Origin of the sequence: Clostridium simiarum (genome assembly GCF_018919175.1) — a bacterium.
Taxonomy (GTDB): Bacteria; Bacillota; Clostridia; order Clostridiales; family Clostridiaceae; genus Clostridium_L; species Clostridium_L simiarum.
In genome coordinates, this window is record NZ_JAHLQL010000001.1 from 1,086,304 (window position 1) to 1,111,379 (window position 25,076).

Annotated in this window: 22 protein-coding genes, 1 riboswitch and 1 other annotated feature; of the genes, 5 read left to right on the forward strand and 17 right to left on the reverse strand. The window is 29.9% G+C overall.

Going from position 1 to position 25,076, the window contains the following annotated elements:
• Positions 1-49: 49 nt before the first annotated feature.
• Positions 50-2,362: an anaerobic ribonucleoside triphosphate reductase gene (locus tag KQI89_RS05210; protein ID WP_216456175.1), complete on the reverse strand. Its 2,313-nt coding sequence runs from the start codon at positions 2,360-2,362 to the stop codon at positions 50-52.
• Positions 2,363-2,553: 191 nt separating this feature from the next.
• A riboswitch (cobalamin riboswitch) is annotated at positions 2,554-2,736 on the reverse strand.
• Between the two features lie 86 nt (positions 2,737-2,822).
• Complete coding sequence (locus tag KQI89_RS05215) at positions 2,823-4,859, reverse strand: methyl-accepting chemotaxis protein (protein WP_216456176.1); 2,037 nt, start codon at positions 4,857-4,859, stop codon at positions 2,823-2,825.
• A gap of 193 nt (positions 4,860-5,052) precedes the next feature.
• Between KQI89_RS05215 and KQI89_RS05220 the strand changes: the two genes are divergently transcribed.
• The gene (locus KQI89_RS05220) at positions 5,053-5,319 is read left to right on the forward strand and encodes a DUF1294 domain-containing protein (protein WP_216456177.1); all 267 of its coding nucleotides are present in this window, start codon (positions 5,053-5,055) and stop codon (positions 5,317-5,319) included.
• 90 nt (positions 5,320-5,409) lie between these two features.
• On the opposite strand, the gene KQI89_RS05225 is transcribed toward KQI89_RS05220, so the two are convergent.
• From KQI89_RS05225 to trhO, 6 genes are all read right to left on the reverse strand, one after another.
• Positions 5,410-7,662 carry a HAMP domain-containing sensor histidine kinase gene (locus KQI89_RS05225; protein WP_216456178.1) on the reverse strand — a complete coding sequence of 751 codons (2,253 nt, stop codon included), beginning with the start codon at positions 7,660-7,662 and terminating at the stop codon, positions 5,410-5,412.
• Positions 7,637-8,332, reverse strand: a complete 696-nt coding sequence (locus KQI89_RS05230) for a response regulator transcription factor (RefSeq protein ID WP_216456179.1) — start codon at positions 8,330-8,332, stop codon at positions 7,637-7,639. Before KQI89_RS05230 ends, KQI89_RS05225 begins: the two co-directional genes overlap by 26 nt.
• Positions 8,333-8,614: 282 nt before the next feature.
• A complete protein-coding gene (locus tag KQI89_RS05235) occupies positions 8,615-8,770 on the reverse strand; it encodes a hypothetical protein (protein ID WP_216456180.1) in 156 nt (51 codons plus the stop codon).
• A gap of 86 nt (positions 8,771-8,856) precedes the next feature.
• Positions 8,857-10,194 carry a branched-chain amino acid transport system II carrier protein gene (gene brnQ, locus KQI89_RS05240; RefSeq protein ID WP_216456181.1) on the reverse strand — a complete coding sequence of 446 codons (1,338 nt, stop codon included), beginning with the start codon at positions 10,192-10,194 and terminating at the stop codon, positions 8,857-8,859.
• Between the two features lie 119 nt (positions 10,195-10,313).
• Positions 10,314-10,583: a binding site (T-box leader), on the reverse strand.
• A 161-nt stretch (positions 10,584-10,744) separates the two neighbouring features.
• Positions 10,745-11,926 (reverse strand): coenzyme F420-0:L-glutamate ligase, encoded by a 1,182-nt coding sequence (locus tag KQI89_RS05245; protein ID WP_216456182.1) that lies wholly within the window; start codon positions 11,924-11,926, stop codon positions 10,745-10,747.
• A 67-nt stretch (positions 11,927-11,993) separates the two neighbouring features.
• Positions 11,994-12,932: an oxygen-dependent tRNA uridine(34) hydroxylase TrhO gene (gene trhO / locus KQI89_RS05250; RefSeq protein ID WP_216456183.1), complete on the reverse strand. Its 939-nt coding sequence runs from the start codon at positions 12,930-12,932 to the stop codon at positions 11,994-11,996.
• A 354-nt stretch (positions 12,933-13,286) separates the two neighbouring features.
• On the opposite strand from trhO, the gene KQI89_RS05255 reads away from it, so the two are divergent.
• Complete coding sequence (locus KQI89_RS05255; RefSeq protein ID WP_187117385.1) at positions 13,287-13,433, forward strand: hypothetical protein; 147 nt, start codon at positions 13,287-13,289, stop codon at positions 13,431-13,433.
• A gap of 77 nt (positions 13,434-13,510) precedes the next feature.
• On the opposite strand, the gene KQI89_RS05260 is transcribed toward KQI89_RS05255, so the two are convergent.
• The 6 genes from KQI89_RS05260 to KQI89_RS05285 all read right to left on the reverse strand — a co-directional run bounded on the left by KQI89_RS05260 (position 13,511) and on the right by KQI89_RS05285 (position 20,390).
• A complete protein-coding gene (locus KQI89_RS05260; protein ID WP_216456184.1) occupies positions 13,511-13,969 on the reverse strand; it encodes a cupin domain-containing protein in 459 nt (152 codons plus the stop codon).
• A 123-nt stretch (positions 13,970-14,092) separates the two neighbouring features.
• Complete coding sequence (locus KQI89_RS05265; RefSeq protein ID WP_216456185.1) at positions 14,093-15,196, reverse strand: 2-aminoethylphosphonate aminotransferase; 1,104 nt, start codon at positions 15,194-15,196, stop codon at positions 14,093-14,095.
• Between the two features lie 21 nt (positions 15,197-15,217).
• Positions 15,218-16,351, reverse strand: a complete 1,134-nt coding sequence (gene aepY, locus KQI89_RS05270) for a phosphonopyruvate decarboxylase (RefSeq protein WP_216456186.1) — start codon at positions 16,349-16,351, stop codon at positions 15,218-15,220.
• Between the two features lie 2 nt (positions 16,352-16,353).
• Positions 16,354-17,652, reverse strand: a complete 1,299-nt coding sequence (gene aepX, locus KQI89_RS05275; protein WP_216456187.1) for a phosphoenolpyruvate mutase — start codon at positions 17,650-17,652, stop codon at positions 16,354-16,356.
• Between the two features lie 316 nt (positions 17,653-17,968).
• Complete coding sequence (locus tag KQI89_RS05280) at positions 17,969-20,020, reverse strand: methyl-accepting chemotaxis protein (protein WP_216456188.1); 2,052 nt, start codon at positions 20,018-20,020, stop codon at positions 17,969-17,971.
• Positions 20,021-20,228: 208 nt separating this feature from the next.
• Positions 20,229-20,390 (reverse strand): hypothetical protein, encoded by a 162-nt coding sequence (locus KQI89_RS05285; RefSeq protein WP_216456189.1) that lies wholly within the window; start codon positions 20,388-20,390, stop codon positions 20,229-20,231.
• Positions 20,391-20,674: 284 nt separating this feature from the next.
• Here KQI89_RS05285 and KQI89_RS05290 point away from each other — a divergent pair, with 284 nt between their 5' ends.
• Genes KQI89_RS05290 through KQI89_RS05300 form a run of 3 tightly spaced genes read left to right on the forward strand, consistent with a single transcriptional unit; the run spans position 20,675 to position 22,562 of the window.
• The gene (locus KQI89_RS05290; RefSeq protein ID WP_216456190.1) at positions 20,675-21,046 is read left to right on the forward strand and encodes a GntR family transcriptional regulator; all 372 of its coding nucleotides are present in this window, start codon (positions 20,675-20,677) and stop codon (positions 21,044-21,046) included.
• A gap of 1 nt (position 21,047) precedes the next feature.
• A complete protein-coding gene (locus KQI89_RS05295; RefSeq protein ID WP_216456191.1) occupies positions 21,048-21,746 on the forward strand; it encodes an ABC transporter ATP-binding protein in 699 nt (232 codons plus the stop codon).
• A 45-nt stretch (positions 21,747-21,791) separates the two neighbouring features.
• Positions 21,792-22,562, forward strand: a complete 771-nt coding sequence (locus KQI89_RS05300; RefSeq protein WP_216456192.1) for a hypothetical protein — start codon at positions 21,792-21,794, stop codon at positions 22,560-22,562.
• A gap of 252 nt (positions 22,563-22,814) precedes the next feature.
• Here KQI89_RS05300 and KQI89_RS05305 read toward each other — a convergent pair whose 3' ends face one another.
• The 3 genes from KQI89_RS05305 to KQI89_RS05315 all read right to left on the reverse strand — a co-directional run bounded on the left by KQI89_RS05305 (position 22,815) and on the right by KQI89_RS05315 (position 24,900).
• On the reverse strand, positions 22,815-23,612 hold the full coding sequence (locus KQI89_RS05305; protein WP_216456193.1) for a M55 family metallopeptidase: 798 nt from the start codon (positions 23,610-23,612) through the stop codon (positions 22,815-22,817).
• 4 nt (positions 23,613-23,616) lie between these two features.
• Positions 23,617-24,078 (reverse strand): NUDIX hydrolase, encoded by a 462-nt coding sequence (locus tag KQI89_RS05310; protein WP_216456194.1) that lies wholly within the window; start codon positions 24,076-24,078, stop codon positions 23,617-23,619.
• A gap of 207 nt (positions 24,079-24,285) precedes the next feature.
• A complete protein-coding gene (locus KQI89_RS05315) occupies positions 24,286-24,900 on the reverse strand; it encodes a non-canonical purine NTP pyrophosphatase (RefSeq protein ID WP_216456195.1) in 615 nt (204 codons plus the stop codon).
• Between the last annotated feature and the right edge of the window lie 176 nt (positions 24,901-25,076).

Below are 25,076 nucleotides of genomic sequence, written 5' to 3' on the forward strand. Positions count from 1 at the left end.
ATCATTTCTAACACACAATCCATAACTTTAATTATAGCTTACACCAGAATTATAAGTGTTTAACTCTATCCTTTTCTTCTGCTTTTTTTGCATCATTAAATCTTTCTAAAGTTCCTACAAGATAGCCTGTTATTCTACGAATTCTTTCGAATTTAACGCCTTCTTCTTTTCTACCACAGGATGGACACTCATTACCTATTATACCTGTATATCCGCAAACTGGATCCCTGTCTAGTGGATGATTTATAGATCCATAACCTATACCACTTTCCTTCATAGTTCTAACTACCTTTTCAAAAGCTTGAAGATTTTGACTTGGATCTCCATCTAATTCAACATAAGTTATATGTCCAGCATTTGTAAGTTCATGGTAAGGAGCTTCAAGATTTATTTTACTAAAAGCACTTATTTCATAGTAAACAGGTATATGGAAACTATTAGTGTAATAATCCCTATCTGTAACTCCTTCAATAGATCCAAAGGCCTCTCTATCAATTTTTACAAAACGACCAGCTGTACCTTCTGCTGGAGTAGCAATAAGAGAGAAGTTCAACTTATATTTTTCTGCCGCCTCATCCATTCGTTTTCTCATATGTGAAATAATATTAATCCCTAATTCTTGAGACTCTTTTGATTCTCCATGATGCTTACCTACAAGTGCCTTAAGACACTCAGCAAGCCCTATAAATCCTGCTGTTAAAGTTCCATGTTTAAGCACTTCATAAACTTCATCTTCTAAGTTGAGCTTATCAGAATCTATCCACACACCTTGCCCCATAAGGAACGGATAATTTTTTACTTTTTTTCTTGCTTGAATTTCGAATCTTTCATTTAGTTGCTCTATAACAAGATCCACTTGTTTATCTAATTCACTAAAAAATACTTTTATATCTCCATTACTTTTTAAGGCTATTCTAGGAAGATTTATAGTAGTAAAGCTTAGATTACCCCTTCCATAAACTACTTCTCTTGATGGATCATGTACATTACCAATAACCCTAGTTCTACATCCCATGTAGGCTATTTCTGTTTCTGGATGCCCTTCTTTATAATACTTAAGATTAAAAGGCGCATCTATAAAAGAATAGTTAGGAAATAACCTTTTGGAACTAACCCTAAAAGAAAGTTTAAATAAATCATAATTAGGATCTTCTGGATTATAATTTATTCCTTCCTTTACTTTAAATATTTGAATAGGGAATATAGGTGTTTCACCATTTCCAAGCCCTTTTTCCGTAGATAATAAAAGATTTTTTACTACCATTCTACCTTCAGCTGAGGTATCTGTACCATAGTTAATTGAACTAAAAGGCACCTGTGCTCCAGCCCTACTATGCATGGTGTTTAAATTATGTATAAAAGCTTCCATAGCCTGGTAGGTACTTCTATCTGTTTCAATATAAGCTTTTTCTAAAGCAAAGTCTTGGGCTTTTTCTATTAATTCAATAGACTCTATATTCTTTAATAAATGTTGCTTTTCAATGTGAATATATTTTTCATGATTATCTAAAGAAGGTATGATATCATAATCCTTCTCGATAACCCTAAACATTTCTTCTACAAAATCTGATATTCCTTCTTTAGAAGTTAATAATTCTAGTGCACTAATAAGGTTTTTTCTATAGAGTCTTGCATAGGTTTTAGCTACACCTTTTGCCATACCATAATCAAAGTTTGGAATACTTTGTCCTCCATGTTGGTCATTTTGATTGGATTGGATGGCAATACAGGCCAAAGCAGAGTAACTTTGAATATCCTTAGGCTCTCTTAAAAAACCATGACCTGTACTAAATCCATTCTTAAATAACTTAACAATATCTATTTGGCAGCAGGTAGTAGTAAGGGTTAAAAAGTCCAAATCATGTATATGGAAGTCTCCTGATTTATGAGCCTTTGAATGTTTTGGATTTAAAACAAACATCTCATAAAACTCTTTTGATCCTTCTGAACCATATTTAAGCATTGTTCCCATGGCAGTATTTCCATCTATATTTGCATTTTCACGTTTGATATCATTATCCTTAGCTTCCTTAAAAGTCAAATCTTCATATACCTTCATGAGCCTTGTATTCATCTCTCTTACCCTTGTTCTTTCGGCTCTGTATAATATATACGCCTTGGCAGTTTTAACATATCCATTTTCTATAAGAATTTTTTCAACAATATCCTGTATATCTTCAACTGTAGGTATAAAATCCTCAGTATTCTTCTCTAAAGTATTTATAGCCTGGCTAGCTAAGTTTAAAGCCCTATTATAATCATACTCACCTATAGAATTTGAAGCTTTAAATATAGCATTAGCAATCTTTTCTATATTAAAGGGAACTTCCCTTCCATCCCTTTTCTTAATCTTAGTAATCATAAAAATTTCTCCCTTCCACTAGAGCATTTATATTATCCTATTTCAAATTATCAACTTTCATAGGATAAATCATTTCACAAATTAAATCAATACCCTATAAAATAAATAAATCCTTCCGAGCACAGCAACAGAAGGATAATGCATAAAATACGAAATTATACCCTTGTCACACCCCCTATCCTTCGTAGAGTTAACGGTGTATACCTATAGGCAGGTCTTCTGACTTAGGATCATAAATGTTTTACACCTTCCCGAGAAACCAGTGGTAATAGTAAAACCTCTCCCCATTACAGCGGCGGGACCGTTCAGGACTTTCACCTGCTTCCCTTTTAAACTGCATACTTAATGCAATCACCTATATGATACAATATTTAGTTATAGAAATTTTACCATATACCATATGTTGTGTCAAATAAAATAAAGTCTACCACTTTGTAGTAGACTTTATTAAAATATTTCTTTATAATATAAATTTTTCTGTTATAGATTTAAGGATTTCTGCACTATTTAGATTATCCTCTGCACTATTTTTTATCCCCTGTATACTCTCTACTATATCCATTGTCTTAGTTGATATAGTAGTAACACCTGTTGCACCTTCATTTATTGTATTTGCCATTTCTCCTATAGCCTTCACTATTCCACTTATAGATGCATTTAACTCCTCCGATAGAGAACTGAAATCCATCATAAACTTATTTAAGTGGTCTGCATCCTCATTATACTTATCACCCACACCAATAAATTTATTATAATCCTCTCTTACCTCTTCATCTATATACTTTAGCATCTGAATTGAACTTATATTCAAATTTTCCACGGATCTTGTTACATTTTCTACTACACTTTGAATATTTCCAACTATCCTTGTTGACTCCTCTGCTAGCCTTCTTACTTCATCAGCAACTACAGCAAAACCTTTTCCTGCCTCTCCAGCTCTTGCTGCCTCTATAGCTGCATTTAAAGCTAAAAGATTAGTCTGGCTACTTATTTCTAGAATTGCTTTAGATAATACTTCTATTTGACCTACAGCCTTAGATCCTTCCATAGCCTTTTCTAAGTCATCCTTCACCTTATGATAAATTTCTGAAGAATGTTTCTTTGAGTTTATAGTCTCTACCTTTAGTCCATTTGCTCTTTCTGAAATACTATTTGTTTTTTCAGCGCCCTCATTTGCCTTATCAGCCATGGTAACCACTGCAAGTTCCATTTCCCCTGAAGAGGCAGATATCTCTTCAATTGTGGCGGCACTCTCTTCCATTCCTGCCGATAATTGTTCAGTTTCTTCTGCTGTCTTATCAGCCTCTCTCTTTAATACATCAGTTAAATCTTTTACTAATATAGCATTTGAATTTATTGAGTTAGATGCTTTTAATAAGTTGTTTATTATTTCACTTAAGGATGTCCTCATGTTAGCAATAGCATTAAACATCAATCCGATTTCATCTTTTCTACCTAAATACTTATCATATTCTTTTTTGTAGCTTAAATCTAATTTAGCTGTATTATCCACTAATTTTGATATTTCTAATATAGGCTTAGATATTTTGGTAGATACCATTAACCCAATCAAAACAACAATAATAACTATAAACACATTTGCACCTAACAGTATCTTTTCTAAAACTAAAACCGGTTTGTTAACTTCTTCTACATCTGCACTTATAACTAATATCCAATTAGTTGAAGGAACTATATCATAAACTGCTATTTTTTTATTTCCTTTAAAAACATAATTAACTATATTATCTAAGCCTTCCATATCTTTTTCTTTCTTCCCTACTAAAGCTTTTATTTTATCATTTTCTACAGGTTTTGAAATTTTTTCTTTAATGGGGTGATAAATAATATTACCTTTCTCATCAACTAAATATGTATAGCTAGAGGGACTGCTTGAAACCTTAACATCTTTTAAATATCCATTTAAAGTTTCTCCTTTAACAGCTGCACCTACGTAACCTAAAATTTTTCCATCAGACATTATAGGAGATGTAAATACTACAATAGGGGCATTAGTTGATTTTGAAATCATTGTTTCACTTACTATTTGGGCTCCATTACTTTCTAATGTAGCCTTACTATAAGATCTATCATTTATATCTTTTCCTATTAGTGCTTCATCATCATCTGCCACTATTATACCTTTATTATCTACTATAAAAGTATGTTCAAGATTTCCTTGCTTTAAGGTATGATCCTTTAGTAAATTATTAAGAGAAAGTCCTAATGTCTTATACTCTTGGCTATTTTTATCTCCATAATAATTAAAAAAGTCGTATACCATCTTATGACTAGATAATCTAGCAACATTAGCCTTTTCCTTTTCAACTACTAGTTCAATAGAATTTTTGGCACTATATGATAAAGCCTTCATATCATCTTTAGATAGTGTATTGATAGATTTACTTGTAAATATATAAGTAATTACGCTAGCAAATAAAATAGATACTAGCACAGAAACTACCGTTAATATAGAAATCTTCTTTTTTATAGACATACCATTTCCCTCCATTTTTAATTAAATTAACATAATTATTAAAATTACTTTTAAATTAATATAAGTATGTCATATTTTGTTTTATATTTCAATAAAATTGCTACTTAATATTAAACACAATATTTTTTATATTAAACATTAGTGATATAATAACTTTATAAAAAAATCTATTATAATATTTTGGAGAATATTTATGAAAGAACTTATATTGCTTTATGTTATATTTTTAAATGTATTAGGCTTCTCATCTATGTATATAGATAAATCCAGAGCTAAAAGATCTAAATGGAGAATAAAAGAAAGCTCCCTCTTACTTATCTCAGCCCTTGGAGGAAGTATTGGTTCTTATTTAGGTATGAAACTTCTTAGACATAAAACAAGACATAATAAATTTAAATACGGAATTCCCCTCATTATTTTGATTCAATTAATAGTTATCTATTTATTAGTTTGTAGATAAAAGCAAAAAGAGAGGAATTTCCCTCTCTTTTTACCAGTGATGTTCTAAAGTTTTATAATTATTAATGGTTTTATATAAATTTATAAGTTATTAACTTTTAGGAAATTCTATAGTAACTTTAAATAGATCTCCATCGGTGTTTACTTTAAACTCCCCGCCTTGCAGTTTTGTTAGATTACTTGAGATAGCTAACCCCAATCCAGAACCTTCAGTGTTTCTAGATTGATCTCCTCTTTTAAACCTTTCTAATATTTCTTCCTCATGAAAATCTATCTCAAAAGCTGAGATGTTTTTCATTGTTATAACCACCTTATCCTCTATATCTTCAACAGTAATGTAAACTCTTGTGTTGTTTAAAGTGTATTTTAATATATTAGTAATTTGGTTTTCTAATATCCTCCATGTCTTTTTCCCATCTACCATTACATATAGCTTTTCCTCTGGCACCTTAACCCTAAAGTCTAAAGTGCTTACCTTTATCTTCTCTTCAAATTCTGCTAAGGATTGCTTTAATAAAGCCACTATATCTACTCTCTCAATATTAAGTTCTACCTCTCCACTGGCTGCCTTTGATGCTTCAAACAAATCTTCTATAAGAACTTTTAGTCTTTGAGATTTTCTTTCTAAAATTTGAATATACTCATTTCTTTCTTCTGGAGTTAAATCCTCATTTTTAATTAAATCCACATAGTTTATTATGGAAGTTAATGGCGTCTTTAAATCGTGGGATACGTTAGTTATAAGTTCTGTTTTCATTCTTTCACTTTTCATCTCATTATTCAAAGATTTTTTTAGTCCAATCTTCATATTGTTAATATTATAAGCTAAAGTTTTTAATATGCCTTTATCCTGTTCTTCAATAGTATAGTTTAAATCTCCCTTAGCTATCTTAGAGCTTCCAATGACTATCTTATTCAAATAAGTAGCAAACTTTATGATATATAATGTAACCCCTCCTATATAGGTCAATATATATATCATTAAAACAAAAGTTCCAAAGCCGCTGGAACCATGTAAAAAGACCATGGAACACATAAATATAAAGGTAAAAATTAAAAATGCACCTATCTTAAAACCTGTAGATTTTATAAGAAAAGACCCTTTTATTAAATCTATTATCTTATAAAGCATTTTGTTTATTATAAAATTTATTATTTTATAAATTAAACTTTTTCTCTTTATCCATTCCTTAAACTGATCTTCTTTTACTTCTTTGAAAGATTTATAAGTAAAGAATAGTAAGTAATACTCAAAAACTATAGCTATTCCTAATAAAATAGTGACTTCTATCTCCCTCAAAGATTGATATGCAGCTACAAGAACTAGAGTTCCTCCTAACAATATTAAGCCCAATTGAATTTCGATCCAAAGCTTTCCATATAACTTCTCTAAAAATCCTTTATCTACATTTTCATTCTTTCTGTAGATTCTTAAATAAATCAACGATAAAATCGATGATACAAAACAAGCTCCAAGGATAGTTAATTTTATAGCAACACTTTCTTTTACACTTTCATACTGGGACTTGGCTATTTTAATATTATCATAATAAAAGTAATCCTTTGGAATAAAATAAGAAATACTCAAGTTTTTATTAATTTCCTCTCCATAACCATCACCAAAATACCCATCATATAAAACCTTTAGCTCTTCTTTCGTAAAAGTTGACTCTGTATTATCAACTATATTTTTATTATTTCCACCTTTTAGTATTAAGTAAAAATCGCTCTTCTCTTTTAGTGAATTAATAGCTTCCTCACTTAATGTATCTTCTATATTAGTTTTCGTTCTATTGTCCTCATTATCTACTATGACATACTTTATATTAGAAAGGTTATTTATTACACTTAAGTTATTATTGTATTCTCTCATTCTTTCATTTATTATATCGGATTTTATATCATCTTCACTTTTTAAAATGTTTTTTTTAACTTTTCCTATATCACTCTCTTTTGACTTTAAAAGAGAATCTAATTCTTCTTTATCATCAGACTCTTTAGCCCATCTTATTTCACCTTTAAAGCGCTCCTCTATATTATTAATCGCTTGTTCATATTGCCTTAAGTTTTCCTGTGTCCTTCTTTTAATCTCTGCTTCTGGTACTCCTGTTAAGTTTTTTATTTCTTCCTCACCTTTATAAATAGTAAAATTATTTATCAATGCATTATTTAGTTCCTTAAGAATGTTTTTAAATCTATAGGTTTCGTAAAAACTTTCTCTTTTTATATTGTCATAATTTTTTACTAGATCTTTCCCAATTATTCCTGATAAAATTAAGCTTGCAGTTAAAATAACAACAGCTATAAATCTTAATATTTTACTGCTTTTCAATTTTGTAGCCAATTCCCCACACCACCTTCAAATATCTTGGTTCACTTGGATTTATCTCAATTTTTTCTCTTATTCTTCTTATATGAACCGTTACAGTATCCGTATTATAAGAAGGTTCATTCCAAACTTTTTCATAAATTTCATCAATAGAAAAAACCCTACCTGGGTAGGTCATTAATAATTTCAATATTTTATACTCTAAAGGAGTTATCTTAACCAACTCTCCATCAACAGAAACTTCCTTAGTAATTTCATTTAAACTTAGGCTTCCCACTGTTATGATTTCATTTGTAGTACCCTTATAATTACCTAAATTTACATATCTTCTAAGTTGAGACTTTACTCTAGCTATAAGTTCTAATGGATTAAAAGGTTTTGTAATGTAATCATCAGCTCCCATATTGAGTCCAAGAATTTTATCCGTATCTTCAGACTTTGCTGAAAGCATTATTATAGGAATGTTCTTTTTCTCTCTGATCTTCATAGTTGTCCTCATTCCATCCATTTTAGGCATCATTATATCCATTAATATTAAATGGATTTCCTCACAATTTAAAATATCTAAAGCTTCTATACCATCATAGGCTTTAAAAACTTTAAGCCCTTCATTTTTAAGGTAAATTTCTATAGCATCTGTTATCTCCTTTTCATCATCTACTACTAATATGTTATACTGCTCCATATGTTTATCCCCCTTTTCCTACTATAGATATTATACCATCCCCTTTTTCCTTTATCTCCTTTTAATTATATAAATAAAATCTTACAAATCCCTCTTTGTAATTATTAAAATTTCCTTACAAGGTTAACCTTTTACATAGTTTTAACTTAAACTTTTAAATATTACTGTAAAACACCCTGTAAAATTTATTACCCTAATATATCCTAAAAAATAAAGTGCTAGATAAAAGGTAATTAAAACACCTTCTATCTAGCGACTTTTTAAAATTAATATTATCTAGTACTAATATCCTCTTCTCTTTGCTTCCATTCCACTGTCATTTATTCCAGGCTCTTCTACAGTAGTAGGCAGTCTATTCTTTGCCCACTGATTTTGAGTTTTATGCCCGTTAGCTAAATAATTTTCTTTAGACCATTCTCTTTTATTCTTTTTCTTCATACTATTATCACCCCTAGTTTTTAATATATTAAAGTACTCATTAATAGTATGGATGTTTTTTAGGTAAATAATCTAACTAATTTTGTTTACACATAATTAGAATCATATTCCATCTCCTCTATTTTATTAGAGGAAAAAACAAATCCTATAATAGCTCCTGTTATAGCAGGCGTAATCCATTCAAGGCCTATAGAATAAAAAGGTAAATATTTGAACAAATTGGTCATAAAATCTAATTTCAACCCAAATTGTTCGAGAGATTTTGTGACACTAATTATAGATACTGATATTATGCTAAACAAATATACATTTGATTTATCTTTTAAAAATTTATTAGTAAATGAAAGCAAAATAAGCGTAATAGCCATTGGATAAATAGCTGTTAAAATAGGTACAGATATCTTAAGAATTTTAGTTAGTCCCATATTTGCCAAAGTCATGCTTGACACACTTAATATAATTACCCAAGTTTTATAAGAAACCTTTGAATTTAATGATGTAAAATATTCACTGCAGGATGTAATAAGTCCAACGGATGTTGTCAAACAAGCTAATGAAAATATTACCCCTAAAAGTATAGCTCCAGGTTTTCCAAATAAGTATAAAACCATATTGGTTAATGCCACTGCCCCATTTGTAGCTTCACCAAACTTAACCTGGCTTACGGCTCCTAAATATGCTAGCATAGCATATACTACTAATAGGAAAAATCCAGCTATTAATCCTGCTTTAATAGAGTGTGAAACAATTTCCTCTTCCTTTCTAACTCCCATTCTTTTAAGAGTTACTGCAATTACAATACCAAAGTTCAATGCAGCTATGGCATCCATTGTCATATACCCTTCTAAAAAACCCTTAAAGAAAGGATTTTTAGCATATTCCTCTGTAGGCATACTAAACTTCCCTACAGGGGTAAATAAACTGCTAATAAATACAATAGAGATAAGCATTAACAATATAGGTGTTAATATTTTTCCAAATCTATCTACTAATTTTGATGGAGTTAGACTAAGCCAAAATGCTATTGAAAAATAGATTAAAGTATATAATAAAAGAACATAACCATTTGACTTTAATCCATCAGATAAAAAAGGATATATCCCCATTTCAAAGGCTAAGCTTCCAGCACGAGGAATACCTAAAAAGGGTCCAATGGCTAAATATATTATTATTGTGAATGTAAAGCCAAAAAAGGGATGCACCTTTTTAGCTAAGTTGTATAATCCTCCAGTTTTAGAAACAGCGGCTACTGCTAATATGGGTAGTCCTATAGCTGAAGTAATAAACCCAGCCATAGAAATCCAAGTTAATATACCAGATGATTGTCCTAAAAATGGCGGAAAAATTAGATTTCCTGCACCAAAAAACATTGAAAAAAGCATTAAGCTAACAAATATCATATTTTTTCTTGATAATTTATCCATAGTTTTGCCTCCAAGTCTAAGTAGTTTAATTAATTTATATATAATATAGCGCTATTTATATTTAAAATTTCATATTAGTGAGATACATTATAATTTTACGCAACAAAAAACCCGTCCCCAAAAGGGACGAGCTTACTCGCGTTACCACCCTAATTCTATAAATAATCAAATAAAGCTATAAGCAATTTGTTTATTTATAGCACTTATCTACGTACACTTTCATACGCGTTCCTTTTAACGGAAGACTCCCGGCAAGGCTTACTTATATAAGTTTCAGTCTTGCTTCTCTGAGACGATTTTCGGATATGATCTGTACATTGGCTTTCAGCGCTTACCAACTCTCTTTGGAACAGATTTCACAACTTACTTTTTCTCTTCATAGAATTTATTTCTAAATTATTAAATATGCTATCATAATATATCTATTCTGTCAAATATTATTTAACTTTTTTATTGAACAATAAAGTTCTCTATGGTTAACCTTTTATAGTGTTATTTAATTATTATATTAAAAAAGCATCTAACTTAAAAGTTAAATGCTCTTCTTTGATTATTCTGTAGCGTAATTATCAAAATATCCTTGTACTAAAACTATAGGAGTACCTTTATCACCGCTACCACTTATTAAGTCACATAAGCTACCTAAAAGATCTGTTATTTGTCTTGGTGTAGTTCCAAGAGCTTCATTTCCAGCTACAGCTTTGTTACCTTTTTCATTAATCTTTTCTTTCATTTTCTCAACCATTTCTGATGAAGTCATGTCTTTAAGATCATTATCTGCTATATATTTTAGCTTAATTTCATTAGGGGTACCTAAAAGTCCATCTGTAAAGCCTGGAGATACTACTGGATCTGCAAGCTCCCATATCTTTCCTATAGGATCTTTAAAAGCACCATCACCATAAACCATTACTTCAAGATTCTTGCCTGTTTTTTCCTTAATTATTTCTTGTACCTTCATTACAAACTCTCTAGAATCTCTTGGAAATAGCTTTACCTTATCATCTGTTGCTTTATTAGATCCTAAAAGACCATAATCAGAATTATATCCACTACCATTTATAGATTCTGTTAAAATATCATCTAATCCGTAAACAGTTTTTGCTCCCGCATTTTTAAGTATTCTCTTTGTTCTATGTCTTTCATGGATATTTGCAACTAGAATTTCCTTAGTATACTTCAGAGCTTCTCTTGGATCATTTGCAAGATATATGCTTATATTTTCTGATATTTCTTTATACATCTTTACATAATCAATACCTGTAAATGTATGCTCTACATTTTCACCAAAGAGTTCTCTGTATTTTTCCTCTGTTAGTAGATCTTTATAAGGATTTACATCTAATTCGTCCATTTTATCTATATCCATTAAATGATTTCCAACTTCATCTGAAGGATAGCTTAAAAATAAATGAATTTTCTTTCCAGTTAGAGCTAAGGCTTTTAATATTACTGAAAATCTATTTCTGCTTAATATAGGAAACATAAGGGCTATATCCCCTTCAAACTTTCTATTAATATCTTCAGCAATATCCTCAAGTGTTACATAGTTTCCTTGTGCCCTTGCCACCAATGACTCTGTTACTGCTACAACATCCTTATCATTTAAAGTAAAACCTTCACTTTCCACTGCACTTAAAAGAGAATCTACTACTATATTTGGAAGATAATCTCCCTCTTTTATAATTGGAGCTCTAATTCCCCTTGCTGTTGTACCTAAAGCTCTTGTCATAACCCTTGTCCTCCTTAACATATATTTTAAAAACATATATAAGTATACAATATATAGCTTAATCTATCTATAACTTATTTAATTTTGCTTTTCTTAAGTGACTGTTTTTTTCCGGATGCACAATTACATAATCCTTGCACTCATTAGAACAAAATCCATTATGTTCTTCTTCACACTGTTCACAACATATATGTTGATCATGACAAGCATCATTAGCGCAATTTATATATCTGTCACAAGGCTTTCCACAGTGCCTACACTTTGATATTACTATATCTTCGTCTGTATTATTTATTTTTACAGAAATCCTTTCATCAAACACATAGCATTTTCCATGAAATAATCTACCTTTAACTTTAGGGTCTTTACTGTAAGTTACTATACCTCCTTCAAGTTGAGCCACATCTTTAAATCCCTTATTCAATAATACTCCTGTTAGCTTTTCACACCTTATTCCACCAGTACAATAAGTGATTATTTTTTTATCTTTATAGGAACTTAAATTTTCATCTATCCACTTTGGAAATTCCTTAAATGCCTTTACATCTGGTCTTATAGCATTTTTAAAATGTCCTATTTCATATTCATAATCATTTCTTCCATCTACTACTATAACATTCTCATCTTGAAGAGCCTCATAAAATTCTTCAGGTTTTAAATATTTACCTGTTTTTTCATTGGGATCTACTTCATTTTCTTCATTTAAAGTTATTATACTTTTTCTAAGTCTTACAAAAATCTTTTTAAAAGCATTTTCGTAAACTTCATCTATTTTAAACACCATATCTTTAAATCTTTCATCTTCATGCATAACTTTAATATATTCATTAGTAGACTCTATATCTCCTGAAACTGTTCCATTTATACCCTCATGAGCTACTAATATACGTCCTTTAAGTCCTAGATCCTTACATAGGTTAAGATGTTCCTTTGAAAACTCTTCTACATCTTCTATGTGTACAAATTTATAATAAAGCAATACTCTATAGTCTTTTCTATTTTCCATAATTATTGTCCTTTCTAAAAACATTATGAATTGCAATTTCATAATTTAATAAAACAATTGTTAATTTAAATATTATTAAATCTATATTATATAATAAATATTATTTTCTAAAAAGTAAATAGTAATTTATATCATTTGATATAAATTATCACTTAAATTCTATTTTAAAAACTCTAGGACTTAACTTATTAGAGAATTTTAATATTTAATTTAAAGTACTATAACTCTTTTGGAATAAAAAACTTATTATAAGTTAGAATAATAAAAATTTATTATGAAAAACTAATTTTATAAGAAACATAAAAAAGTACTCACTATTATTTCTGTGAATAATCAATGATAGGAGTGATAAGTTTGGATAATAACAAAGGGCATATAAAAAGAGATAATAAAACTAATGCAGAACTTAGAAAAATGTTCCCCAAAGGCTTTGATGATGTAGGAATAAAAAATGGAGTAAAAATAAGTTCTCATCCTAATAGTAAAGATCGCAGTAAATAGTTTTTTTGCTTTTGACACAATAAAGAGCATCTAATCTTAAAGTTAGATGCTCTTTACTATGAATTCTTTAAATTTAACTATTTATTTGGTTCAGAATCCCACTGATCTAAGTTGTGATTTTTATTAAAAACTAATTCCTGATCACTTAAATAAAAAACCTCTTCATCTGGATAGTATGCAATGTCACCTTGTTCTTTACTTCCAATATCAAGTATTTCCAACACTTCGTTTCCAGTATTTATAAATTGATGTGCTATGTTCTTTCCTGCAGGTTTAGAAACAAAGTCTCCCTTTTTTATTAAATACTCCTTATCATCTATTCTTAAGGTTCCTTCTCCATTAAGGATTAAAAAGAATTCTTCCTGTTTTGTGTGACTATGATATTTTGTGCTTTTATAGCCAGGTACTATTCTATCAATATTTATATAAAACTTTTCACTACCTGCTGCTTTACCTAAATACAGAGTACTAGCTTTCCCTAAAAAATCTGCTGCGAAATCCTCATGAATATTATTGATATTTGATATTTTAATCATAGCTTTATACAACTCCTTTTAATTCTAATGCTAAAATTAGACAACTATTTCTATAACATTTAATTATATTATATCAATTTTATAAAACTATTTCATCAAACATCAATAAAGCTATATCAATATCTAGCATGTTTTTCTATTTAAGTATTCTTCCAAGGCCTTTATAAAATTTTCCATATCTTTATAATCAATTTGCCCGATATTAGCTATTCTAAAAGTGTTGGCAGAAGATATCTTTCCAGGATATATAGTAAATCCCCTATCATATAAATAATCATGCATATCATCAAAATTATACTTAGGATTTTCTGGTTCTATTATACTTGTTATAAGTTTTGAATGACATTCTGGTTTAACCAAGTAAGTAAGGTTTAGCCTATCTAATCCTTCTAATAAAGTATCACAACTTTTTACATACCTTTTATGTCTTTCTTCAATAGTTTCTTTTTGTGTTTCCACTATAGCTTGCTTTAGAGCATAAAGCACTTGTACTGGAGGAGTAAATCTCATTTGGTAATTTTTAATAAAATATTCATATTGCTTATATAAATTTAAATATAAATTTCTAGGCTTATTATTTTTTATGTTTATAAGACTCCTTATATTTGCAACTACAAAACTTATTCCAGCCATGCCCTGAATACATTTATTTGAACTAGATGCCAAATAACTTATATTCATATCTTTCATATCTATGGGAATTCCTGCATATGAACTCATAGCATCAACTAGCATTTCTATACCTTGCTGTCTGCAAAGCTCTCCTAAGCTTTTAATATCATTTAATAAGCCCGTAGTGGTTTCGTGATGAACTACAGCTAAATGAGTAACCTTTCCTCCTTGGTTTTTAATAATCTCTTCAAGCTTTGACAGATTAATAGCTTCAACATTAGAACTTTTAAATTCAATAAAGCTAATATCATAAGCTTCTGCTATTTCACACATTCTCTTTCCATATGCCCCATTGTTTATAATAACTAAAGTTCCTTCTCCTACTACTGAGCTTATCATGGCTTCTACAGCAGCAGTTCCTGAACCACCAAATAACACTGTGGTATATTCCTGTAAACTTCCCACAAATTCAGTTAATCCCTTTGATATAAATTCCATAACTGCCCCAAATTCCTCTTCCCTTGGACATATATCCGGAACTACTTGAGCAAGCTTTACAGTATCTGTCGTGGTTGCCGGTCCCGGATTTAATAATACATTTCTTTTTATCTCCATAGTATGTTAACCTCCAATTATTCATTTAGACAAAAAATTCATAAATGCTTCTTTATTTTCTATAGGAGATGTGGTAGGTCTTCCTAAATCTTTTCTAGCTCCCTTGTTAACCTTAACTTCCAGTAATGCTGGTCCTTTAGAATTCATAAGCTGTTTAAGTCCCAATTTTAATTCATCATAACTTGAAGCAGTGTAAGCTCCCCTATAACCACAAGCTTTAGCAATAGATATAATATCTATATTAAATCCTACTGTTGGTTGTCCTCCAACAGAATCATGTGCTCCATTATTAATAACTATATGTTTAAAGTTTCCAACTTCCTGTGACCCTATGATAGCAAGTCCACCTAAATGCATCAAAAGTGCTCCATCTCCATCTAAGCAATATACATTCCTATTAGGTTTTGATAGTGCAATTCCTAAGGCTATTTGAGATGCATGCCCCATAGATCCTACAGTTAAAAAGTCCTTTTCATGACCTTTATTCATAAACTCTCTTATCTCAAATAATTCCCTAGAAGCCATTCCTGTAGTAGATACAACTATATCTTCATCATCTAAAGCCTGTATTATTTCCTTAATTGCCTCTTCTCTATTCATTTCAAAATTGGTTCTTACTTCACTTTTTAATTTATATGGTGAAAAGGTGTTTTTACTTACAACTAAAGCATAAGGTTTCTTATATTTCCTCATATGTTCTAAGGCTTTTTCTAATTTTTTCTCTGCCACATTGAAATCATCATTTTCTGTTAATACACTATACTCAATATCTAAAGCCTCTAAAAGTTTTAAAGTCACTATACCTTGCTTTTTATGCTGAGGCTCATCTTTTTTCCCTGGTTCACCTCTCCATCCTATCATTAATAAGACAGGTATACTATATACTAAAGGATCATTTAATGATGCCAGTGGGTTTATGGTATTTCCTTGTCCAGAATTTTGCATATAAACTAAAGGGATTTTTCCTGTAGATAAATGATAGCCTGATGATATAGCTATAGCATTACCTTCATTAGCCGCAATTATATTCTTTTTACAGTCTATATTATCTTTAATGTATGAACAAAAATCCTTTAGTAAAGAATCTGGTACCCCTGCAAAAAAGTCTATTTCCTTCTCTTTTAACCTCATACAAAACTTCTCAGTATCTATCATTTTTACTTTCCTCCAGGAATTAAAGTTAAAATTTCTTTTATTGGCATACAATATTCATTAGTTTCTAAAGCTCTCTCATGCTCTAATATACTTTTAGCAGTTTTCATCATAGCTGGATAGGCACTTCTTATAAGATGGTTTGCATATATTATTATACTAGCTCCAGCGTCCTTCAATTCTCTTTCAGATATGTGAGCATAAGATGTAGGTACAACTACTAAAGGAACTTTTTTATCTAAACCTTTATATAGTGAACAGAATTCTAATATTTCACTTCCATCTTTATGTTTACTATGAATCATTATTCCATCAGCTCCTGCTTCTATATAGGCTTTTGCTCTATCTATGGCATCTTCCATACCAGCATTTAGTATCAAGCTTTCAATTCTAGCTATTATCATAAAATCATTTGTAACTCTTGCTTTTTTTCCTGCTTGTATTTTTTCACAAAAATGAGCAATAGAATCCTGACTTTGAGCAACATCTGTTCCAAAAAGGGAGTTTTTCTTTAATCCAACCTTATCTTCAATGATTATAGCGGATACTCCCAACCTTTCTAAAGTTTTCACTGTATATATAAAATGTTCAATTTTTCCCCCAGTGTCACCATCTAAGATTATAGGCTTAGTAGTTACTTCTAAGATATCATTAATTGTATTTAATCTAGAAGTGAGATCTACAAGCTCAATATCAGGTTTTCCTTTTGCAGTAGAATCACATAAGGAGCTTATCCACATTCCATCAAACTCTTTTATCTTACCATTTTGTTCTATTTTAGTTTTTTCTACTATAAGTCCAGTTAATCCATTATGAGCTTCCATGATTCTAGCATAACCTTTGGTAGATAGAAGTTTTCTTAACTTCTTCATTCTTACTTGAGGAGTTGTCCCTAATTGACTTATAGCATTATCTAGCTTAGATATAGAGACTCCTTCTGTATACTTAATCTCTATAAGTTCTCCTTGCCATTCAGCTAATGTATTTATTACCCTATCCCTTAGGTTTTTCTGTAATCCTTCCTTCCAATCATCACCATGTACCACATAATCAGGTCTTTCTCTTAATAGGTTCGGAACTTGATCTAATGTATCTTGAGGAATAACCTTTGATACTCCTTTAATATTTTCTATTATCTTTTTTCTTTCTTCATAATCTAAAAATGGGTTTCTCCAATACTCAGATATTACTTCATCTGTATGTAAGCCAACTATAACTTCCCCTAAATTTCTTGCTGTTTCAATTACATTTAAATGCCCATGATGAATTAAATCAGCACTCATTGCAACATATACCTTTTTCATACCCCTCACCCTTTACTTTTAATATTTATTCCCATAGCTTTTAAAATGGTTTGGTTATTTATTTTTTGCCACCCCACTTGCGTTCAAAAAATGAACCATGAGCTAATTCTATTTTATTACAGGATTAATATCAACTGATTTTTAGCATATTTTACAATTTATTAAAATTTGAGTATCTTTAATACCCTTAAATTAAAATTACAGATACACTTTTCAAATCCATATAGGTTCAAATATTTATAACTGTTATTTAATAAGAAAAAGCACTTCATGTTGAAGTGCTTTTTCTTATATTTATATATATAGCTTTGTTTTATTACATTTTAAACATATTTATTTCATTTTGAAGTTCAAAAGCCATAGTTGATAAATCCTTTGCTGCATTTGAAACTTCTCTCATAAGAGCTGCCTGTTCTTCAGCTGAAGCAGCTACAGTTTGCGTGTCACTAGCTGACTCTGTACTTATATCAGAAATATTATCTATAGATTTCACCATAGTTTGAGTATTATCTTTTATGTTTATCATCACACTTGCTATATCATTTATCTGTCCATTAACCCTATCTACATCCTTTAGTATATGTTCAAAGGCTACTCCTGTATTTTCAATAGATTCTATTCCTTCTTTGCTAGATTCATTTCCATCATTCATAGACTTTACAGCTTCTTGTATTTTATTTTCTATTCCCCCTAAAAGACCACTAATATTTTCAGTGGCACTTGATGATTGCTCTGCCAATTTTCTTACTTCTTCTGCAACTACCGCAAATCCTTTTCCTTGTTCTCCTGCTCTTGCAGCTTCTATGGCAGCATTAAGTGCTAACAAGTTGGTTTTTTCTGCTATAGATTTAATCATATCTACTATGCTAGCTATCTTTATAGAGTCTTCACTTAATTCATTTATAAGTTTAGCAGAAAAATCAACCTTTTCATTTATAATTCTCATTTTGCTAATTGCATGACTTACAACTTCATTTCCTTGGTTTGCTTTATTGAATGCCTCTTTTGAACTTTCAACTGCTAAATCCAAACTATCAGAAACCTTTTCTATACTACCATATACTTCTTCTGCAGCCCTAGTAGCTTCTAGTGATATATTTGCCTGCCTATCGCTTCCTGAAGCCACTTGCTCTATAGAATTAGCTATATTTTCTGCCGCTTCTCCAGTTTGATCCGCACTTGCTGTAAGTTCTTCAGAAGTAGCTACCACTTGTTCTAATCCTTCTGATATACTTGAGATTATTCTTTTAAGCCTTTCTATCATACTATTTAGTCTATGCCCCATTTGCCCTAACTCATCTTTAGATTTTACTGCCAGACTCTTAGTTAAATCTCCTTCTGATATGGTAACTACAAGATCATTGACCTTACTTATGGAACCGGTTATATATTTAGCATAAAGAATTATCATAGTTATAACTAAAATTAGTGCAATTAAACATGTAACCACCATCTTTAGCATAAGTGACTTTATTGGTTCATATAACTCTTTTTCTGGAATTGTAATTGCTACTATCCAACCTGTTTCTGGAACCTCAGAATATAATATCTTATTTTTTCCATTAACATCATTATAGATTTTATTTCCCTTCTTATTTTGTAATAAATCAACACTTATGTCTATAAGGCCTGAACCATTATCCTCAGTAATTTTTACCTTCATAAGTTTATTACTATCTATATCTGCTAAATATGTTCCATCTTTATCTACTAAAAAGGCCCTTCCAGTTTCTCCAACCTTTATATTTTTTATCATGTTTTGAAGGCTCGTCAAATCTATGTCAGCAGTGGTAACTCCTAATAGTTTCCCCGTTCCATCATAAAAAGGTGATGTAGTTGTTACCATGGATATTTTGGTTACCTCATCAATATAAGGCTCTGACCATACTGCACTCTTATCCGTACTTATAGCAATTTTGTACCAATCATTTTTTACATAGTTAGCTTCTTCATTACTATAGTCATCTGTATAAATAACCTTACCATTATCTCTAAAGGCATAGGGACCAAAAAACTTCGTATCTTGTTTATATTTGTAAGGCTCAAACCATATACCTACACCATAAGTCTCTTCATTTAAAGAAACAAAACTTTTTACAAACTCCTCATAATTATTTTTTTGCAAAACATCTGCTGAAAATTCAATAGTTTTTGATAAAGTTTCAGCTATCTTTTTATTTTTACTTAATGACTTTTCAATATTTTCTATAGTTCCATTCATTTGTGCCTTCATTTTGTCTTCTATCTGATTGTTTATTATATTTCTTGAAACTTGATAGCCCAATAATGTTAGTACTATCATAGAAATTATTATTGGTGGAAGCATTATGAACAATGTTGTTCTTCTGACACTTTTAGACTTAAACATTTAAATCTCTCCTTTCTAAATAACTTTAACCTGAATTTATTGTAAGTATATTATCGTATTATGTCATGTAAAGTTAATAGCTTAATCTATTATTAGAAAGTTCTCTTTATTTTAAAGATTACAGAACTACATAATAATACACTTATAAAACTTCTTTTTAAAATTTGTCACTTAACCTCTACCATATTAAAATTATCCTTATTATTTTTTAATAAGGTATTCCTCTTATTATTTCCACTATTTTTTCTGTTTCTAAGTTCTTATCTTTTATATTCTCTATTATCGGCACAGCCACTAGCTTTAAAAGTGTATTCATTAATCTTTCATTAATTTCTACAATATTTTTCCTAAGTTTAAAAATAACTTTCATGCATTTTATAAATACTGCTCTTACGTCTCTACTTAATTATTAAGTTTCTATGGACTTTTATCTATTTTCTTAAAAATACAGAATTGATTCTAATTATTTTTTTAGCTAACTATTGTAAAAAGTACTTCTACAAAAATTATTTCCATAAATTTTGAATTTTTCATTGACAGTATTAATGTATGAGTGTACTATGTAAATATAACACTAGTACATTCATGTGTTTTATAGAAGTAGGATTTTCAATATACTTTAACTTATAAAACTTATAAAATGGAGGTGTGATTTTGGACTTTATATTTGATGATAAACTTCCAATCTATACTCAGATTATTAATTACATCAAGAAAAAAATAATTTTAGGTGAAATCTGTGGAGGTGATAAATTGCCATCTGTAAGAGATTTATCTTCAGAATTAAAAGTTAATCCTAATACTATTCAAAGAAGTTACCAAGAACTTGAAAGAGAAGGATTAACATACACTCAAAGAGGTACTGGAACCTTTGTTACAGAAAATAAGGATGCTATATTTACCCTAAAAAAAGATATGGCCAAAGAAGTTATTGATAGATTTTTAAGAGAAATGAAAGACTTGGGCTTTAAGGGTAAGGATATAATAAATATAGTTTCAGAAGAAACTAATAAGGGGGAAGAATAATATGGAGAATATCGTTGAAGTTAAAAACTTAAGTAAATCTTATTTTACTAAAAAGGCTCTAGATGGTTTAAGCCTAGAGATACCCCAAGGACAAGTTTTAGGTTTATTAGGTCCAAATGGTAGTGGTAAAACAACTTTTATTAAAATCTTAACAGGGATCTTAAGACAGTCTAGCGGTGATATTTTAATAAATGGACATAGACCAGGGGTAGCTACAAAATCTATAATTTCTTATCTTCCAGACAAAAACTATCTATATAAATGGATGAAGGTAAGTGACTCAATACAGCTTTTAAAAGACTTTTATAAAGACTTTGATGAAGTAAAGGCCTATGAGCTTCTAGATTTTATGAAACTTGATAAAAATGCCAAGGTTACATCTCTATCAAAGGGAATGAGCGAAAAACTTAATCTTACTCTTGTTCTTTCAAGAAAAGCAAAGCTTTATGTACTAGATGAGCCTATAGCTGGAGTTGATCCCGTAGCAAGAGAAAAGATTTTAGATGCTATAATCAATAATTATAATAAAAATAGTTCTATGATTATTACCACTCACCTTGTACGTGATATTGAAAGAATTTTTGACCAAGTATCCTTTATATCTGAAGGAAAAATAATTCTTTCAGGAAATGCTGAAGAACTTAGAGAAAAAAGAGGTAAGTCTATAGATGAACTTTATAGAGAGGTCTTTGGTGAATAATCCATCTTGTAAATATAATATAGAAATTTGATTGGGGTGTATAATATGTTTAAATATCTAAAATACGAATTAAAAGGAAGCTATAAACTCCCTTTAGGCTTATTAATACTTATGATCTTATGGTGTCCTATTTTATACAGTAGGATAGGTGTTTGGAGTAATGTTGGAATTTCATCATTGGCTATACTAACTTGCATTGGAGCAATCTTGACAACTTTTATATATGTTATTCATTTATATAAACAAGATTTTTCAGAGGATAGAGGATATTTAACCTTTACCCTTCCTTTAAAGGGAAGGAGTATTCTATGGGGTAAGTTTCTATTAAGCTTTATATGGCTAGTAATAATAGGGATAGGTTGTTTATCTTTTGTAGCGATTATATTTATAAAAGGTTTTGATGCATCTGTAAGTTTATCAATAAATTTATTTGATAGTGTGCTTTTGATTTCCATTTTTATGGGAATAGTATATTTAATTCTTTCTATATTTCTAGCTATAACCTTAAGTAAGGTAGCTCTTAGAAATAGAAGGTTAGGTGGCATAAGCTTTGTAATATTTATCTTATTAAATTCAGCAGTTGGATTTTTAAATCTATTACTAATAAAGTCATTTCCACAGGGACTAGAGTTGCCCACAGGTAAAATTATAAATATGGTAGATTTAAACTCAGGCTATGTTAATATTACTACATCAAATAATGTTCTTACACCTTATTTGTATATAAATATTGCTTCTGCAATTTTTTATGTAGTTTTAGTTATAGGGTTATTTATTTTTAATTCTTATCTTATGGATAGAAAGATGGATTTATAGAGATTTCTACGTTTCAGGTGGCTTTTAAAATTCCACCAAATCCTGCTTATTTCTTAAATTCTCTCATATTCTAAAGGATTAGTTAACAGCAACTTGATTTTGAAAATACAGTTTATTAAAATGGATTTTAGGGATAGCTTTATACGGATTCAAAGCTATCCCTAATACTTTATTAAAGGAATTTATATATGGAATCATAAACTAAACTATTTTACTATGTGAAGATATACATATAGTACATCTCACCCTTACTTATGTAAGAAAATGAAACATCCTCAGCACTTCATAATAATTATCAGTACTATAAGAAATAGATTTAGGAGTAATAAGATTGACTCCTGGGTAAAATGAATTTCTATAAGCCATTTCATGTTCTTTATAGGCCACTTCTACATGAAAGGTTTCTGGCAAGGTAATTTGACACAAAGTGTAATCTGATTTTAATGTAGCTTTTACTATAGATTTTATCTCATTAATAGATTTTTTAGGATGCATGCTTACAGTGCTTTTTCCTATTCCTTCTTTTACAGAAAGTGTAGCAATCTTGGAATTAACTTCTTGCACTTCTTTTGTAAGCCCTTTATCTCCACTTACAAAAACTACTGGTACGCCATGCAGGGCAGCAGAATAAGCATTAATTAAAAATTCACTTGCATACATTCCGTTAATTTTTATATAATCTATACTCGTATCAAGTGTATGAGCTAAGGGGCTATCTCCACTTCCCGCTCTTGAGTGGTAGCCAATAAATAAAGCAGCATCGAAACTACTATCCAATCCACTTACCATACACATAGGATCTCCTGCCCACCCACGCTGTAGCATGACATATTCCGGTAGTTCATTAATATCAATATTTGTTGCACTATCATGTGCATCTTTCACATAAACTTCTGTAGCACCTGTTTCAAAAGCCCCCTCACAAGCTGCTTTTACCTCTCTTGTCATTTGTTTTGCAAAATCTTCAAAGTCACCGTGACCCTTTTCCGTTTCACTCCAACTTGTAACACCTGTTATGCCCTCAATATCTGCACTAATATAAATCTTCATATTATTAAACCCTCCTTTTACTTAAAAAACTATCTATAATTTTTCTATGGCTCTTTACCATATTTTTAGGAAGTTCATCCAAGCTAATAAATTTAAGTTCCAAAGATTCCATCTCGTCCATCTTAATATCTCCACTTATATTTTCTGTGTAATATGCTATAGTAACAGAATAAAACTCATCCCCATTAGAAAGCTTTAAAAAGTTATCTGCCCCGGAAAATACATCTATAAGATTTAACTTTCCAACTGTTAATCCGGTTTCCTCAAAAATTTCTCTCTTGGCTGTCTCCTCTGTTGATTCTCCAAGTTCCATTAATCCCCCTGGTAAACCCCATGCACCATAATGTGTTGTTTTTCTCTTTTGTAATAGTATTCTTTTCTTTTCATCTATAATTAAAACTACTGAACCTACCAAAATAAGTGGTCTGTGACCAACTATTTTTCTTAATTCTTCTACATAATTCATGTATACAACTCCTTATATAAGTATCTTGTTAATAGTAAGCAACATATGTTTACTATGTGGTGTTATAAAGTAATCCTTAAGTTTACGTGGAGTTTTATTATAGGCAATACTCTACCCTTTCTTAGCTTAGATATAGGGTTCTAAAAAAGTAGTAGAGTGGTTAATATGATAATTTATTATTTTTATCTTCTGGTTGATTAATTTCCTTTATTTTAAAATAGCGCTACTAAAAAACGCTCTATATGCCTTCTTCATTCTATTTTCATCCTTTTGTTTTTCGTGACATTCCATATCCATACAATACTTGCCGGTTTCTATATCTAAAGAAATAGAATCTAGTGGAAATCCAATATTCCTCTTATTATGAGCCTTAGATGCTATTAGAAAACTTCCTGATGCTATATCATCACCATCATATTCAAAAATATTTTTTTCATCAATCACAAGGCATATTGCATTTTTATACTTACCCTTAGCCTTTCCTCCTAATTTGGAAGCTACACCAGTGTAATATTCTATCATCTCTTCATCATTTAATACTTTTCCTTTAACTCTTCTAACATAAACTCCTGGCTGATTTTCATTTTCTAAACCATCTATGTATAGACCTGAATCACAAGAAAATACAGGTATTTTAGCTGCCTTATAATATGCTAAAGCCTTAATTTTAGCATTATCCATAGGATTATTACCATTTTCGTCAATTGGATCTATTGTTAACTTCATATCATTTAACCCTATAATCTCTATATCTAAGCCACAAAGCATGTCTCTCATGAATTCTAGCTTTGCAGGATTAGTTGTTCCACAAAGTATTTTCATAACACTCCTCCTAGGTTCTTTAATATTATATTTCTCTATAAATTTTACAATATGATTAAATTTATTTTTTGCTTTATATAAATATTATACTGTAATTATAATGTAATACGGCATAATATGTAATAAATTTGGTTGAAAATATAATAGATACCTTATAAATTAATAATTTTGTTAAA

Excerpts from the sequence above, each read along its gene's own strand:
- KQI89_RS05210 (WP_216456175.1), bottom strand. The coding sequence starts at position 2,362 with ATGATTACTAAGATTAAGAAAAGGGATGGAAGGGAAGTTCCCTTTAAT.
- KQI89_RS05215 (WP_216456176.1), bottom strand. The coding sequence starts at position 4,859 with ATGTCTATAAAAAAGAAGATTTCTATATTAACGGTAGTTTCTGTGCTA.
- KQI89_RS05220 (WP_216456177.1), top strand. The coding sequence starts at position 5,053 with ATGAAAGAACTTATATTGCTTTATGTTATATTTTTAAATGTATTAGGC.
- KQI89_RS05230 (WP_216456179.1), bottom strand. The coding sequence starts at position 8,332 with ATGGAGCAGTATAACATATTAGTAGTAGATGATGAAAAGGAGATAACA.
- KQI89_RS05235 (WP_216456180.1), bottom strand. The coding sequence starts at position 8,770 with ATGAAGAAAAAGAATAAAAGAGAATGGTCTAAAGAAAATTATTTAGCT.
- brnQ (WP_216456181.1), bottom strand. The coding sequence starts at position 10,194 with ATGGATAAATTATCAAGAAAAAATATGATATTTGTTAGCTTAATGCTT.
- KQI89_RS05245 (WP_216456182.1), bottom strand. The coding sequence starts at position 11,926 with ATGACAAGAGCTTTAGGTACAACAGCAAGGGGAATTAGAGCTCCAATT.
- trhO (WP_216456183.1), bottom strand. The coding sequence starts at position 12,932 with ATGGAAAATAGAAAAGACTATAGAGTATTGCTTTATTATAAATTTGTA.
- KQI89_RS05260 (WP_216456184.1), bottom strand. The coding sequence starts at position 13,969 with ATGATTAAAATATCAAATATCAATAATATTCATGAGGATTTCGCAGCA.
- KQI89_RS05265 (WP_216456185.1), bottom strand. The coding sequence starts at position 15,196 with ATGGAGATAAAAAGAAATGTATTATTAAATCCGGGACCGGCAACCACG.
- aepY (WP_216456186.1), bottom strand. The coding sequence starts at position 16,351 with ATGATAGATACTGAGAAGTTTTGTATGAGGTTAAAAGAGAAGGAAATA.
- aepX (WP_216456187.1), bottom strand. The coding sequence starts at position 17,652 with ATGAAAAAGGTATATGTTGCAATGAGTGCTGATTTAATTCATCATGGG.
- KQI89_RS05280 (WP_216456188.1), bottom strand. The coding sequence starts at position 20,020 with ATGTTTAAGTCTAAAAGTGTCAGAAGAACAACATTGTTCATAATGCTT.
- KQI89_RS05285 (WP_216456189.1), bottom strand. The coding sequence starts at position 20,390 with ATGAAAGTTATTTTTAAACTTAGGAAAAATATTGTAGAAATTAATGAA.
- KQI89_RS05295 (WP_216456191.1), top strand. The coding sequence starts at position 21,048 with ATGGAGAATATCGTTGAAGTTAAAAACTTAAGTAAATCTTATTTTACT.
- KQI89_RS05300 (WP_216456192.1), top strand. The coding sequence starts at position 21,792 with ATGTTTAAATATCTAAAATACGAATTAAAAGGAAGCTATAAACTCCCT.
- KQI89_RS05305 (WP_216456193.1), bottom strand. The coding sequence starts at position 23,612 with ATGAAGATTTATATTAGTGCAGATATTGAGGGCATAACAGGTGTTACA.
- KQI89_RS05310 (WP_216456194.1), bottom strand. The coding sequence starts at position 24,078 with ATGAATTATGTAGAAGAATTAAGAAAAATAGTTGGTCACAGACCACTT.
- KQI89_RS05315 (WP_216456195.1), bottom strand. The coding sequence starts at position 24,900 with ATGAAAATACTTTGTGGAACAACTAATCCTGCAAAGCTAGAATTCATG.